We start from the raw sequence: 13,175 nt of genomic DNA on the forward strand, positions 1-13,175 counted from the left end.
ACCTTTCCGATATATTTATGTTGCGTAATTATCCTCGGACGATGATACTCGGGGTTGACACAGCAAGGCGATTCCCTGTGAGCCAATTCGCGTAATGATGACCGCAAAAGGCCTCGTCCCCTTCAGCTTCATCTTCTTCCGCAGCTGGTCAGGGTCCACTTCTACCCCGCGTACAAGGATTTCTAAGCTTCCTGCGTCATAGGATTTAAGTACGGATTTTAATCTCTTTAGGGGTACTTTTTCTATGAATGGAAATCCCGAAGTCCCCTCCGGGATCCTCTCTCCTGTCAGGTATGCGGTGCGCGGATCGATTTGATGCAGCCCTTCCCTGGCCGCGTAGTGCTGGACCAATCCCGCTCGAACGATGGCCCCATCTGGGTCGATGAGGTAACTGCCAATGTCTCCAGCATCGGGTAGGTTATCTGCGTGGTCGTCGAGGACATCCAGCTTGTTTCCTCGAATCATTACCGCTCTTCGGCCGCTGCCAAGGCCTGGGGTATAAAGGCAGGCTTCTTTTACCCCGCCGTCGACGCTCGCGACGGTGACGAGGCCGTCCCACTCGCTAAAATCAAGGCCAGGAGCGCACTTGATGGCCAGTTCCTTGTCGCGATGCTTATCGACGACCTCCGGGAGCGGTGGCATCAAATCCTCCGGCCGCGTGATTCGCCTGCCACCGGCGCGGCGGGCCGGGTCTGCAAGGAGAACATCGGCGGTGGTAGTAGTCGTCAGCGCATCCGCACGGAAAATCTTGGCGGAAGAGAGGTTATGCCTCGCCATTCTTACCCGTGATCCATCCAGGTCTGAGCCAATGTAGTCGAGCGGAGAATTATAGCCTTCGGTGCCGATGGAACAGGTGACGTCGTGGACGCCGCGCACCCCCTGCTCGGCGAGGAATTTCGTCCGATACGCCGCCACTTCGATGGGGGTTGCTTGCTGGGCAGAGTCTGCGTCCATAAGCCAATCGTGCGGGAGCTTTCCGGAACTGCGGGCGGTTACCAACTCCATGACCGCGCGGCCATACTCACCGAACTTAGCTTTGAGGATTTCGGTGTCTTTGAGCCGAGAAGCCTTGGTTAAGGGGAGGTCAAGGTGTGCTATTTCCTCTTGATGTTCGGCAAGGAAGTCGACTTCTGCGGGGGTATAACTCATATTCGGTCTAAAGGGGTGGTGGAAAAGAATTCGCGGTAGCGGGGATCTTCGCGTGGATCCCCAATGACGGGGCGCAGGTCCGAAAAGGATGCGTCCTCTAGGACCTCCTGTACGGAGGAATACTTGCTCAGCCTTTGCATCTGTGCCCACGTGGGGATGACAAGGCGCACCAGCCCGGCGCGCCAGCCGTCCAGGATGAGCTGCGGGGAGAACCATCCGGCATCGTCTGCTTCATCGGTATCCCCATCGGGTTCTTGGCCGGAGGGCAACACCCCAACGAAGAAGAAGGTGTCGAACCAATGGCTTTTCCCCTTTCCTACCCAGCGCGCCCAAGGAAGGAGCATATCGGCGTCGACGCGCATTCCGTTATTGCTGAGGAATTCGGTAAAGGAAATGGTGTGGTTTTCTAGTAGTTTTCGCTCTTGGTGATAGCGCCGCGCATTGGAGACAATGCCGTCCTCGCGGATGGCGAAAAGGGTGCCGGCCTCTTCGAAGAGCTCGCGGGCAGCGGCGAAAACAAGGGCGTGGGCCTTGTACTTGGTCACCCCCATCCGGCGCGCCATGGAGATGACAGACTTTCCGGCCCACAGCTCGCCCGAGTCCCAGGAACGCGGCGGAAAGTCACGTGGGTCTACACCGCCGCCCGGAAATACTGAATGCCCCGGGTAGTTGTGCATGGTGTGGGCGCGCTCTTGTACCCACACTTCAAGACCATCAGCGCCGTCCCGCAGGAGCAGGACGGTTGCCGCCAAGCGCCCACCGTGGAAGCCGGTGGTATCGCTGGCGTCAATGGCATCGAGACGGTCATGAAAAGGATTGGTCATAGAGAAGCTCGTCGGGCGAAGTATCGCTGTCCAATGCGGTCCACCTGAATGGGCTGGTGGAAAGCGCGAGTCAGATTTTCGGACGTGAGGACGGAATTAATCAGTCCTTTTGCCACAACTTTACCCTCATCCAATAGCATGGCGTGGGTGAAGCCATAGGGGATCTCCTCCACGTGGTGGGTGATCATGACTATCGCTGGGGCATCGGGGTCCATGGCTAAATTGCCAAGATATCCCACGAGGTCTTCGCGGCCTCCCAGGTCCATTCCTGCGGACGGCTCATCGAGGATGAGCAACTCCGGGTTAGACATGAGTGCGCGAGCGAGGACGACGCGCTTCTTTTCTCCCTCAGACAGGGTTCCCCAGGTGCGCTCTTTGAGGTGGGTGGCCCCAACTTGGGCCAAAATGTCATCCGCGCGGGAGAAATCCATGTCCTGGTATTCTTCCCGCCAGCGGCCCAGCACAGCGTAACCTGCGGAGACAACTAGATCGTCTACTCGCTCAGTGTCCGGGATGCGCGATTGCACCGCCGCGGAAGAGATGCCTATAAGTGCACGCAGATCGCGCATGTCGGTTTTGCCGATTTGCTCCCCCATCAAAAAGGCGGTGCCTTTCGAGGGGAATTCTTCGGCCGCGGCCATGCGCACCAGCGAGGTCTTGCCCGCGCCATTGGGGCCAATAATGACCCAGCGCTCATCAAGCTCTACTTGCCAGTCCACGGGTCCGACGAGGGTCTTGCCGCCGCGGCGCAGCTCGACGCCGCGAAAATCTACGAGCCAATCTTGATCAGTGGGAGTTACGTCGTTCACGCTTTCCATTGTGACTGATTTGTTCTTTGCCCGGTGAAATTGACACAGCTGCATTAGTCTTATGGGCATGACTACTCGCCTTGGTATTGACGATGTCCGCCCGCTTATCTCCGCCGGTTCTGTAGCCTCCAAAGCCGTTGTAGGCGAGGTAATTCCTGTCACCGCCCTCGTCTGGCGCGAGGGCCACGATGCGGTCTCGGCAACCCTGTCTGCGTGGGCGGCACGGACCGCGGCTACCTCCTCCGTCACCATGCACGTTGATCCCGATGACCAGGATCGCGTACACGGCGTATTTACCCCGGGCACCCAAGGCACCTGGTACTTCCGCGTCGATGCCTGGTCCGATCCCATCGCCACGTGGAAGAACGCGGTAACCAAGAAGATGGCGGCTGGGCAATCCGCTGCTGAGTTGGCCAATGACCTGCAGCATGGCGCAGAGTTGTTTTCTCGCGCGGCTCTGCAAACCCCGTCGGATGTGGTGGAACCGCTCTTTGCGGCCGCTCGCGACTTGGAGGATGAGTCCTTGGACGTCGATAAGCGCGTGCAGGTAGCGCTCTCGGAGGAAGTAGCAGGCATCCTGCACTCGCATCCCCTGCGCGACCTGCTGGTGGAGGGCGCAATCCACGAGGTCTATGTGGAGCGCCGGGCCGCACTCTACAACTCGTGGTATGAGCTTTTTCCCCGCTCCACGGGAGGCTGGGATAAAGAGGGAAATCCAGTCCACGGCACTTTTGATACCACTGCCAAGGCACTGGAGCGGGTGGCCGATATGGGCTTCGATACGGTGTACTTTCCGCCCATCCATCCCATCGGCAAGGTACATCGCAAGGGAAAGAATAATTCGGTCGTGGCCGAGCCCGGCGATGTGGGAAGCCCCTGGGCCATCCAGGACCACTCCACCACCCATCCGGACCTGGGCACGATGGAGGATTTCCAAAAACTCGTCTCCCGCGCCCAGGAACTCGGCCTGGAGGTAGCGCTTGATTTCGCGCTTCAGGCATCGCCCGATCATCCATGGGCTAGCAGCCACCCAGAATTTTTCACCGTCCTTCCGGATGGCTCCATCGCCTACGCCGAGAACCCGCCGAAGAAGTATCAGGATATTTATCCGCTTAACTTCGATAACGCGCCTGATGCCATCTACCACGAGATCTATGAGACCTTGATGATTTGGGTGGAAGCCGGTGTGAGTACATTCCGCGTGGACAACCCGCACACCAAGCCGGCAAACTTTTGGAACTGGCTGATTACCCGCGTACATGCCACCCATCCGGATGTCATCTTCTTGGCGGAGGCCTTTACCCGCGCGCCTCGCCTCTTCGGTCTAGCGAAGGCGGGTTTCTCCCAGTCCTATACCTATTTCACCTGGCAGACCTCTAAACAAGAACTCACCCAGTTTGGCCGGATGCACGTCGACCAAGCAGATATCTGCCGCCCCAACCTCTTTGTTAATACTCCGGATATCCTGCACGAGTCCCTGCAGACCGGCGGGCGTGCCATGTTCGCCATTCGCGCTGTCCTAGCCGCCACCATGTCGCCTCTATGGGGCGTGTACTCCGGCTTTGAACTCTACGAGCACACCCCGGTAGCCCCAGGCTCCGAGGAATATCTCGACTCTGAGAAGTACGAACTGCGCCCGCGCGATTTTGCGTCGGCGGCTGCGTCAGGAGATTCCCTCGAGTCCTATATCCGGCTGCTCAACCAGATCCGCCGCGATAATCCCGCTTTGCAGCAAATGCGCACCTTGCGGTTCCATGACACCGACAATGAGGCCATCATTGCCTATTCGAAGGCGGATCCAGCCTCCGGCAATGTAGTCCTCGTTGTGGTCAACCTGGATCCGCGCAATGCACAGGAAGCCACCGTCACGGTAGATATGCAGGCTATCGGCCGCCACCCTGGCGAGTCCTATACCGTCCGGGACACGATTACCGGCTCTGCCTACCACTGGTCCGAGCGCAACTTTGTACGCTTAGAGCCGCTTCGCGACGTCGCCCATGTCTTCGTCCTTCCCCCTGCCGACCACGCCCTCCAGGAACAGCTCACCTGGCGCGAGGTCACCGACTACCGCCCGTAAAGATTCGCCCACCGGACCGCACTCGAACTAGGTACTCTGATTGTATGACTATCCCGGCCGCTGACCTCGCCCGCCTCAATGACTGCCGCCACCATGACCCGCACGGTTGCTACGGCTGGCATGAAGGTACCGTCCGCACCCGCCAGCCTGGTGCCACCGCGGTACAGCTTCATACCCCCGCACAATCCGTGTCCATGGAATTGGTCGGCGACGACATCTGGGAGGCGGAAATTGGCGATAACTGCGATTACCGCTTAGAAATCTCCTATCCGGAGGCACCTACCCGCACCGTGGCAGACGGCTATCACTTCCTTCCCACGGTGGGCTCGCTGGATCTGCACCTGATTGGGGAAGGCCGCCACGAGCGCCTCTGGGATGTCCTCGGCGCCAACCTGCGCTCTTATGACACCGAAATGGGTACCGTTTCCGGCGTCTCCTTTGCTGTGTGGGCCCCTAATGCCCAAGGCGTGGCCGTCGTGGGCGATTTCTGCGGCTGGAACCCCACCCACTATCCGATGCGTTCACTCGGCTCTACCGGCGTGTGGGAGGTCTTTGTTCCTGGTATCGGTGCTGGCGAGCACTATAAGTTCGCCATCTTTAGCCACGAGGGCCGCAAGGACAAGGCCGACCCATTGGCCAAGCGCACCGCCTGCCCGCCGGAGACGGACTCTATCGTGGATTCCACCAGTTTCGCCTGGTCCGATTCCGCCTGGATGGACAAGCGTACCGGCAACCTCGATGTGCCCATGAGCATCTATGAGGTACACGTCGGCTCGTGGAAAATCGGCGCCAACTACAACCGCTTGCGCGAGGATCTCATCCCATACCTTAAGGAGCACGGTTTCACCCACGTCGAGCTCTTGCCCGTGGCCGAGCATCCTTTCGGCGGGTCCTGGGGATACCAAGTCTCTGGCTACTACTCGCCGTCTGCGCGTTGGGGCTCGCCGGATGAATTCCGAGAGCTGGTCAATGCCCTGCACGAGAATGGCATCGGCGTCATCGTGGACTGGGTGCCAGCACACTTCCCCAAGGATGATTGGGCCCTGGGTCGCTTTGACGGCCAGGCTCTCTACGAGCACCCCGATCCCCGCCGCGGCGAGCAGGCCGATTGGGGGACCTATGTCTTTGACTTCGGCCGCAATGAGGTCCGCAATTTCCTCGTGGCCAACGCCCTATACTGGGCCGAAGAATTCCACATCGACGGCCTGCGCGTAGACGCCGTGGCTTCCATGCTCTACCTCGATTACTCCCGCGATGAGTGGCTGCCCAACCAATATGGCGGGCGCGAGAACCTGGAGGCCGTGCAATTCCTGCAGGAAACCAACGCCACCCTCAACCGCACGCATCCAGGCGTACTCACCATTGCCGAGGAATCCACTTCCTGGCCGGGAGTTACCGCCCCCACCTCTGAAAACGGCCTAGGCTTTTCCCTGAAATGGAATATGGGCTGGATGAATGACACCTTGGAGTACTTCAAGCACGAGCCCATTCACCGTTCCTATCACCACGGCGAGCTCACCTTCTCCATGGTCTATGCTTACTCCGAGCGCTACGTGTTGCCGTTTAGCCACGACGAAGTTGTGCACGGCAAAGGCTCGCTGTGGGAGCGCATGCCTGGCGACGACTGGAATAAGGCCGCCGGCCTCCGTGCCCTCTATGGCTACATGTTCTCCCACCCCGGCAAGAACCTGCTCTTCATGGGCCAGGAATTTGGCCAGACTACCGAGTGGGCCGAGGGGTATTCCGTAGACTGGAGCAACCTCGACGGTTGGGGTAGCGAATGGCACCACGGCATCAAGCGCCTCGTAAGGGATATCAACCTCGTCTACCGCGATACCCCAGCACTGTGGAGCCAGGATTTCAACCAGGATGGCTTCCAATGGGTCAAAGCAGATGACTCGACCAATAACGTCCTTGGTTATGTCCGCTACGGTGCAGACGGCTCTGCTCTGCTCGCCGTATGCAACCTTTCTGGCTCTTCCATTCCCAACTATGGCCTCTGGGTTCCACAGGACGGCGAATGGCAGATGGTGCTCAACACCGATGACGCCGTCTACGAAGGCGCTGGGAACCCACTTCCCCAGCGCATCCGCGTGGAGAACAACTCCACGACGCTGCATCTGCCGGCCAATTCCGTGCAGTGGTACGTGCTGGAAGGATAGAGAGTTATCGCTGGGCGCGCACGAACTCAGCTACGCGAGCATCTATGTCATCGCGCAACGCGTCCATGCGCTCTTCGCCCTCCAAACCACGCAGCGAAGGATCCTCGATGTCCCACCGCTGCGCTGGCCCCTCATATTTCGCATCACCTACTACGATGACGTGGTCGACAGCGGCAGCCAGGTGGGGATCCACTAGAGCAGGGGTACCAGTCATTTCTGCCCCCACCTTCTCGAGGGAAGCTTTGGCTTCTTGATTGATGCCCTGCTGGGTATGCTCCGGGGTAGTTTGCACCCCAGCCGAGTAAATATCCCAGTCAGGCGCATGCTTGGCGGCTAGCGCCGCAGCCATCTGCGACTTGCCACGGTTTGTATTACACAGGAAAAGCACTGAAGTCATGCTTTTATACTACCGAGCTAGTACAAGGCACTTGCCAGCTTGGTGCGAGCTTCCATCACGCGCGGGTCATTCCCCTCAAAGAGTCCGAAGAGCTCCAGCAAGCGCTCGCGCACGCGCGCTTTCTCATCACCAGCCGTTGTCTTCATCGTCTCGATGAGGCGATCAAAGGCTTTTTCTGGGGCGCCGGCAACCACTTCGGCGTCGGCAGCTCGCATTTGCTTATCGACGTCCCCTTTATCTCCTTCCGCGGCCGCAATCGGGTCCTCGGTCTGGTTGGCAGGATCGAGGCGCTGGAGCAAGACTGTGGTGTCGCGCGCCTGTTTGATCTGCACATTATCGGGCTCGGATTCCAAGATGGAGTTGTAGACGTTGAGAGCGCCATCAAAGTCGCCGGCGTTCAAGAAGCTTTCTGCTTCCTGGAGACGCGGATCCTCTTCTTCCTCTTGTGGCTGTGCCGATGCCTCATTGCCTTGCAGGCCCTTCAGCTGTGGTCCAACATTGTGCACCAGGGTATCGACCCATTGTTTTAGGGCGTCTTTGGGTTGCGCACCCTCAAAGTTCGTCAGTGGCTGCCCAGCACCCAAGGCCACGACTGTCGGCAGATTCTTAACACCAAAGGCCTGCGCAACCTGCGGAGTAGCATCCGCATCCACGTAAGCAACCAAGAAGCTCAAGTTTCCTTGCGCGGCCAAATCCGCAAGGTCAGTCTTCAACTGCTCCGACTGGGTAGAACGAGCAGTACCGATGAGGACCACGACCGGAACTTCCGTAGACCGGCGAACCACATCTTGATCGAAGTTGGCCTCGGTCACCGTGAAGAAGGACTGGACGCCGCCGGCACTTGTCTGCGGCGATTCCTGCGCCTTCTGCCGGGCCTCGGCTCTCGCCTTGACCTGGCTGAGGTCGAGCGCTCCTCCTACATAAGCATTATTTGGTGAAGTCATCTAGTCCTCCTTTGCAAGGCGGCGGTTAACCGCATCTACTTTGTCCGTTAGCTGATTAGTTACGCCTTCGCGAATATCGGCCTTGACCACCAAAGAAGTGCGTGGGGAAACCGCACGCACTGCATCAGTGGCCTTTTTAATCGTGTCAAAGACCTCGTCCCATTCGCCTTCTAGCAAGGTGAACATGGCATTAGTCTCGTTGGGCAGGCCGGATTCGCGGACCACGCGCACAGCCTCGGACACGGCATCGGCCATTTCTTGGGAGTCATTGTTGACCACCGCAGGGGCTACAGAAAATGCAACAATCATGCCCGCTAGTCTACCTGCGCTCCCAGCAGTGGCGGTGCCAATGCCGGCGATCGTCGCCCTGGCGGCCCACGTCCCGCGGCCAGGCGACGATGTGTGCCACCCCGGGCGGAATGTTTTGGTTACAGCCAGGGCACAAGTAGTACTTCTGAGCGCGAGCAGAACCGATATGCCGCATGACGTAGGGTTCGCCGTGCGTCCAGCTTGGCCCCTCGACCGTTTGCGAGCCCAGGAAGGTTGAGCCGTCCTTGGGCAGGGATCGAACTTCTACGGGTTTACGCCTATTTCGCCGTGGCATTAGAACAGCCGCAATTCATTAGACTCAAGCCCACGCAGCTCTTGGTAATCCAGTACGACGCACCGAATGCCGCGGTCCTCAGCCAAGGTACGAGCTTGCGGCTTGATTTCCTGGGCCGCAAATACACCGGACACAGGGGCGAGAAGCTCATCGCGATTAAGCAGCTCTAGATACCGTGTCAGCTGTTCTACGCCATCAATGCCACCGCGGCGCTTTACCTCGATGGCGACGTTATTATTGTTCTCATCCTTAGCCATAATATCCACAGGACCGATGGCCGTGGGATATTCGCGGCGCACCAAAGTGTAGCGCTCGCCCAAGGTATCAATCTGGTCCGCCAAGAGCTCTTGTAAGTGAGCTTCGACGCCATCCTTGACTAGGCCTGGATCCTCGCCCATCTCATAGGAGATTTCTTCATGAATCTCAGCAATGGTGATACGCAACTGCTCGCCCTTGGGGTTTTCCACCAGCCACAAAACTTCGCCGGTGTCTTCCCCGTCGAGGTCCTCAATCGCTGACTCCTTCAGGGTGCACGGGGGTGTCATCCAGTTAAGCGGCTTATAAGCGCGGTCGTCGGCATGCACGGACACGGAACCGTCCGCTTTGACGATGAGCAGGCGGTCTGCCATCGGCAGGTGGGCGTCCAAGCGGCCCACGTAATCTACTGAGCATCGGGCGATTACTAAACGCATGTTCTCTACCCTAGCGGGTGGAGTTATCGCTTGGATTGACGGGTAGCACGCTCGCGCAATTCCCGGAAGTCAAAGCGCTGCTGGCGTTTTGATGGAGCAGCCTCTACCCACGCCCCGAAGGCCATGATGCCGTGCGCGTCGGACGCCAACTCATATTCTTTTCCCTTGGCCCGAAAGTGAACGACCTCGGTGGCAGCGGACATAAAAGAAGCCTCGTCATCATCAAGCGGGCGGGTGCTCACTACTTCGATGTCGAGGCGATTGATGCGCAGATCGCAGCGCGGAGAGACAGAACGGAGCTTGAAATACTCCACAAGTTCGCCTTCATAACGCAACGAACCATGGCGCCAGGACAGGGAATTCTTAGCCGGAACTCGGCGCAGGAGGACTGAAGTACCGCGCGAACGCACGGTGAAAAAGCGAAGCGCAGCCAGAAAAATAACTAGCAGCAGGGCCACTGCAAGGGCCCACAGAAGCACTGCAACCACCGTTGAATTCATGGGCCTTTCACGCCATCCTCGCTCTGTGGAGAAACTGATTCTTTGGATTGTAGCGCCTTGAAGGGCCTACACGCCAATAAGAAAAGGCAAAGAAAAAACGAAGAAGGCGCACCGGCTATAAACCGATGCGCCTTAAGAGAGCAGGAAGGGCGGCTATTGCTGCCCTCTCCTACCAATCCAAGGTATTAAGCCTTGGCGCGGCGAACTGCACGCTGTGCGGCCTCGCCACGGGACTTGGTGAGCTCGTGCTCAGAAGCGACATCCTTCTGAGCCTTCTCCTCATCCACCTCATTGGACCAGATGGCCCAATCAGCGAGGACGGTAATCTTGTCCTGGGTAACGGAGAGGAAACCACCCTGCACGGCGGCGACGCGGCGCTCGCCGTCCACTGGGTGGATGGTCACCACGCCATTATCGATCAGTTGCCCGATCATTGGCTCGTGACCGGGAAGCACGCCGATCTCACCCTCGGTGGTCTCAGCCGTGACCATGGAGGCCTGTCCAGACCACAGCAGGCGCTCGACGGAAACCAATTCGGCGGTGATGTCAGCCATGTGCCTCTCCCTACTTCTCGTTCAACTTCTCGTATGCAGCCTTGACGTCGTCCAAGCCACCCAAACCGTTGAAGGCCTGCTCTGGGTAGTGGTCAAACTCGCCATCGCAGATGCGCTCGAAGGCATCGATGGTCTCAGACAGCGGCACGTAAGAGCCCGGCAGGCCGGTGAACTTCTGTGCGACGAAGAAGTTCTGGCCCAAGAAGCGCTCGATACGGCGGGCACGCTGAACGGTGACCTTATCCTCCTCGGACAGCTCGTCCATACCAAGGATGGCGATGATGTCCTGGAGTTCCTTGTTCTTCTGCAGAATACCGATGACGCGCTGTGCAACCTCGTAGTGCTTCTCGCCAACGATACCCGGCTCGAGGATACGAGAGGTAGAGGTCAGCGGGTTCACTGCTGGGTAAATACCCTTCGAAGCAATAGCACGGTCCAGCTCGGTGGTGGCGTCCAGGTGAGCGAACGTCGTTGCCGGAGCCGGGTCGGTGTAGTCATCGGCAGGAACGTAAACGGCCTGCAGGGACGTAATAGAACGGCCCTTGGTCGAGGTAATGCGCTCCTGCAGGACACCCATCTCATCAGCCAGGGTTGGCTGGTAACCCACAGCGGAAGGCATACGACCCAGCAGGGTCGAAACCTCAGAGCCGGCCTGGGTGAAACGGAAGATGTTGTCGATGAACAGCAGCACGTCCTGGTTCTGCACATCGCGGAAGTACTCCGCCATGGTCAGGCCGGACAGAGCCACGCGCATACGGACTCCTGGCGGCTCATCCATCTGGCCGAAGACAAGTGCGGTATCTTGCAGCACGCCCATCTCTTCCATCTCCAGGAAGAGGTCGGTGCCCTCACGGGTACGCTCGCCGACGCCGGCGAAGACGGAGGTACCGGAGAACTCACGGGCGATACGGGTAATCATCTCCTGAATGAGAACGGTCTTACCCACACCTGCGCCGCCGAAGAGGCCAATCTTGCCACCCTTAACGTACGGGGTCAGCAAGTCAATGACCTTAATGCCGGTCTCCAGAATCTCGGTCTTACCCTCAAGCTGGTCGAACGCTGGCGGCTCGCGGTGGATGCCCCACTGCTCACCATCGCGGCCGAGACCCGGCTCGTCGAGGCAGTCACCGAGGGCGTTGAAGACGTGGCCCTTGACGACGTCGCCGACCGGCACGGAAATTGGCTTTCCGGAGTCGATGACCTCGGCACCGCGGACAAGGCCGTCGGTCGGTGCCATGGACACGGTACGGACAAGGTTGTCACCGAGGTGCTGAGCGACCTCGAGGGTGACGGTCTTTGCAACAGCTTCGAGCTTAATGTCGACGTGCAGTGCGTTGTACAGGGCCGGCAGTGCCTCACGTGGGAATTCCACGTCCACAACCGGACCGATGACGCGCACGACACGACCGGCGACTGCCGAAGACTGTGCATTCTGCTCTTGCAGAGCTGTAGTCATAATCTAGTCACTTTCTGCGCTGTCAGATAGCGCGCCAGCGCCACCGACGATCTCTGAAATTTCCTGGGTAATCTGTGCCTGACGGGCCTGGTTAGCCACGCGAGAGAGGTCCTCGACCATCTCGGTTGCGTTGTCAGTAGCAGACTTCATAGCTGTACGGCGTGCAGCGGACTCGGAAGCAGAAGCTTCCAAGAACATAGCAAACAGGATACGCGAGACGTACTGCGGAAGCAGCGCTTCCATCAGCGTATCTGCGTCTGGCTCAAACTCGAATCCTGCGGCGATATCGTCCGCAGACTCGGAGTCAGTCAGCGCGGATTCACCGAGGTGATACTCCTCATCCTGAATAACCGGCTGAACTGGCAACAGCTGCTGAGCACGCGCGGTCTGGGTCAGCATGGACTCAAACTCGGTGTAGACAACGTGTACCTGGTCAAAGCCACGTACACCGGCGCCCTCCCCCTGCGCATGCAGGCCGTCGCGGCCCTTGGTAGTGCCATGGGAACCAGCAATAAAGCCATCAATCAAGTGACGGCGCACATCGTGGGTGGTCTCCCAGGTTGGATCCTGAGAGAAACCGCCCCAGCTGCCAACTACCTCGTCCTCGCGGAACTTGTAGTGGCCGATGCCCTTATTACCGGTAACGTAGCGAACTACCTCGTAGCCCTTGCTTTCCAGGAGAGCTTGCAGCTGTGCCGCCTTCTTGAAGACGTTGTTGTTGTAGCCACCGCACATACCGCGGTCAGAAGTGACCACGAGGATGGCGGCGACGTTTCCGTCTTCACGCTCACGCAGCATGTCATGCTCCAACGTAGAAGCCGCAGCCAGCTTGTTCATCATGCTGGTCATCTCAGCCGCGTACGGCTGTGAGGCCTCTACCCTAGCCTGCGCCTTGGTAATGCGCGAGGTAGCAATGAGCTCCTGGGCCTTGGTGATCTTCTTAGTCGAATTGACGGACCGGATGCGGTCACGTAGTTCGCGAAGATTAGCCATCGTGTCTCCTCCCT

The 13,175-nt window shown here is 58.7% G+C and carries 14 protein-coding genes; 2 read left to right on the top strand and 12 right to left on the bottom strand.

Annotation, left to right across the window (positions count from 1 at the left end; all coding sequences use genetic code 11):
- Positions 1-15: 15 nt before the first annotated feature.
- The 3 genes from LG376_RS10545 to LG376_RS10555 are packed head-to-tail and all read right to left on the bottom strand — an operon-like array spanning position 16 to position 2,791.
- Positions 16-1,149, bottom strand: coding sequence for an SAM-dependent methyltransferase (locus LG376_RS10545; protein ID WP_225747082.1), 1,134 nt, complete (start codon positions 1,147-1,149; stop codon positions 16-18).
- Positions 1,146-1,973 carry an NUDIX domain-containing protein gene (locus LG376_RS10550; protein WP_225747083.1) on the bottom strand — a complete coding sequence of 276 codons (828 nt, stop codon included), beginning with the start codon at positions 1,971-1,973 and terminating at the stop codon, positions 1,146-1,148. The genes LG376_RS10545 and LG376_RS10550 overlap by 4 nt, the downstream gene beginning before the upstream one ends.
- Positions 1,970-2,791 (bottom strand): ABC transporter ATP-binding protein, encoded by an 822-nt coding sequence (locus tag LG376_RS10555; protein ID WP_198492902.1) that lies wholly within the window; start codon positions 2,789-2,791, stop codon positions 1,970-1,972. The genes LG376_RS10550 and LG376_RS10555 overlap by 4 nt, the downstream gene beginning before the upstream one ends.
- A gap of 58 nt (positions 2,792-2,849) precedes the next feature.
- Here LG376_RS10555 and LG376_RS10560 point away from each other — a divergent pair, with 58 nt between their 5' ends.
- Both LG376_RS10560 and glgB read left to right on the top strand, forming a co-directional pair.
- Positions 2,850-4,859: a maltotransferase domain-containing protein gene (locus tag LG376_RS10560; protein WP_225747084.1), complete on the top strand. Its 2,010-nt coding sequence runs from the start codon at positions 2,850-2,852 to the stop codon at positions 4,857-4,859.
- A 44-nt stretch (positions 4,860-4,903) separates the two neighbouring features.
- Entirely contained in the window at positions 4,904-7,021 is a 2,118-nt protein-coding gene (gene glgB, locus LG376_RS10565) for a 1,4-alpha-glucan branching protein GlgB (RefSeq protein ID WP_225747085.1), read from the top strand.
- A 4-nt stretch (positions 7,022-7,025) separates the two neighbouring features.
- Here glgB and LG376_RS10570 read toward each other — a convergent pair whose 3' ends face one another.
- The 9 genes from LG376_RS10570 to LG376_RS10610 form a co-directional block, all read right to left on the bottom strand.
- Positions 7,026-7,418, bottom strand: a complete 393-nt coding sequence (locus LG376_RS10570; RefSeq protein WP_225747086.1) for a low molecular weight phosphatase family protein — start codon at positions 7,416-7,418, stop codon at positions 7,026-7,028.
- Between the two features lie 17 nt (positions 7,419-7,435).
- Positions 7,436-8,362 (bottom strand): tetratricopeptide repeat protein, encoded by a 927-nt coding sequence (locus LG376_RS10575; protein ID WP_225747087.1) that lies wholly within the window; start codon positions 8,360-8,362, stop codon positions 7,436-7,438.
- A complete protein-coding gene (locus LG376_RS10580; protein ID WP_005323373.1) occupies positions 8,363-8,671 on the bottom strand; it encodes a thiamine-binding protein in 309 nt (102 codons plus the stop codon).
- A 10-nt stretch (positions 8,672-8,681) separates the two neighbouring features.
- On the bottom strand, positions 8,682-8,966 hold the full coding sequence (locus tag LG376_RS10585) for a hypothetical protein (protein WP_225747088.1): 285 nt from the start codon (positions 8,964-8,966) through the stop codon (positions 8,682-8,684).
- Complete coding sequence (gene nucS / locus LG376_RS10590) at positions 8,966-9,658, bottom strand: endonuclease NucS (protein WP_049378385.1); 693 nt, start codon at positions 9,656-9,658, stop codon at positions 8,966-8,968. The genes LG376_RS10585 and nucS overlap by 1 nt, the downstream gene beginning before the upstream one ends.
- A 23-nt stretch (positions 9,659-9,681) precedes the next feature.
- Complete coding sequence (locus tag LG376_RS10595) at positions 9,682-10,158, bottom strand: DUF2550 domain-containing protein (RefSeq protein WP_225747089.1); 477 nt, start codon at positions 10,156-10,158, stop codon at positions 9,682-9,684.
- A gap of 185 nt (positions 10,159-10,343) precedes the next feature.
- The gene (locus LG376_RS10600) at positions 10,344-10,712 is read right to left on the bottom strand and encodes a F0F1 ATP synthase subunit epsilon (protein ID WP_225747090.1); all 369 of its coding nucleotides are present in this window, start codon (positions 10,710-10,712) and stop codon (positions 10,344-10,346) included.
- Between the two features lie 10 nt (positions 10,713-10,722).
- Positions 10,723-12,168 (bottom strand): F0F1 ATP synthase subunit beta, encoded by a 1,446-nt coding sequence (atpD, locus tag LG376_RS10605; RefSeq protein ID WP_005323378.1) that lies wholly within the window; start codon positions 12,166-12,168, stop codon positions 10,723-10,725.
- A 3-nt stretch (positions 12,169-12,171) separates the two neighbouring features.
- Entirely contained in the window at positions 12,172-13,161 is a 990-nt protein-coding gene (locus LG376_RS10610; protein ID WP_225747091.1) for a F0F1 ATP synthase subunit gamma, read from the bottom strand.
- Positions 13,162-13,175 lie beyond the last annotated feature (14 nt).

The sequence above is a fragment of the Corynebacterium sp. Marseille-P4611 genome (assembly GCF_916618765.1).
Taxonomy (GTDB): domain Bacteria; phylum Actinomycetota; class Actinomycetes; order Mycobacteriales; family Mycobacteriaceae; genus Corynebacterium; species Corynebacterium marquesiae.

Bases quoted from the DNA above. Each gene is read 5' to 3' on its own strand.
- LG376_RS10545 (WP_225747082.1), bottom strand. From the start codon at position 1,149: ATGAGTTATACCCCCGCAGAAGTCGACTTCCTTGCCGAACATCAAGAG.
- LG376_RS10550 (WP_225747083.1), bottom strand. From the start codon at position 1,973: ATGACCAATCCTTTTCATGACCGTCTCGATGCCATTGACGCCAGCGAT.
- LG376_RS10555 (WP_198492902.1), bottom strand. From the start codon at position 2,791: ATGGAAAGCGTGAACGACGTAACTCCCACTGATCAAGATTGGCTCGTA.
- LG376_RS10560 (WP_225747084.1), top strand. From the start codon at position 2,850: ATGACTACTCGCCTTGGTATTGACGATGTCCGCCCGCTTATCTCCGCC.
- glgB (WP_225747085.1), top strand. From the start codon at position 4,904: ATGACTATCCCGGCCGCTGACCTCGCCCGCCTCAATGACTGCCGCCAC.
- LG376_RS10570 (WP_225747086.1), bottom strand. From the start codon at position 7,418: ATGACTTCAGTGCTTTTCCTGTGTAATACAAACCGTGGCAAGTCGCAG.
- LG376_RS10575 (WP_225747087.1), bottom strand. From the start codon at position 8,362: ATGACTTCACCAAATAATGCTTATGTAGGAGGAGCGCTCGACCTCAGC.
- LG376_RS10580 (WP_005323373.1), bottom strand. From the start codon at position 8,671: ATGATTGTTGCATTTTCTGTAGCCCCTGCGGTGGTCAACAATGACTCC.
- LG376_RS10585 (WP_225747088.1), bottom strand. From the start codon at position 8,966: ATGCCACGGCGAAATAGGCGTAAACCCGTAGAAGTTCGATCCCTGCCC.
- nucS (WP_049378385.1), bottom strand. From the start codon at position 9,658: ATGCGTTTAGTAATCGCCCGATGCTCAGTAGATTACGTGGGCCGCTTG.
- LG376_RS10595 (WP_225747089.1), bottom strand. From the start codon at position 10,158: ATGAATTCAACGGTGGTTGCAGTGCTTCTGTGGGCCCTTGCAGTGGCC.
- LG376_RS10600 (WP_225747090.1), bottom strand. From the start codon at position 10,712: ATGGCTGACATCACCGCCGAATTGGTTTCCGTCGAGCGCCTGCTGTGG.
- atpD (WP_005323378.1), bottom strand. From the start codon at position 12,168: ATGACTACAGCTCTGCAAGAGCAGAATGCACAGTCTTCGGCAGTCGCC.
- LG376_RS10610 (WP_225747091.1), bottom strand. From the start codon at position 13,161: ATGGCTAATCTTCGCGAACTACGTGACCGCATCCGGTCCGTCAATTCG.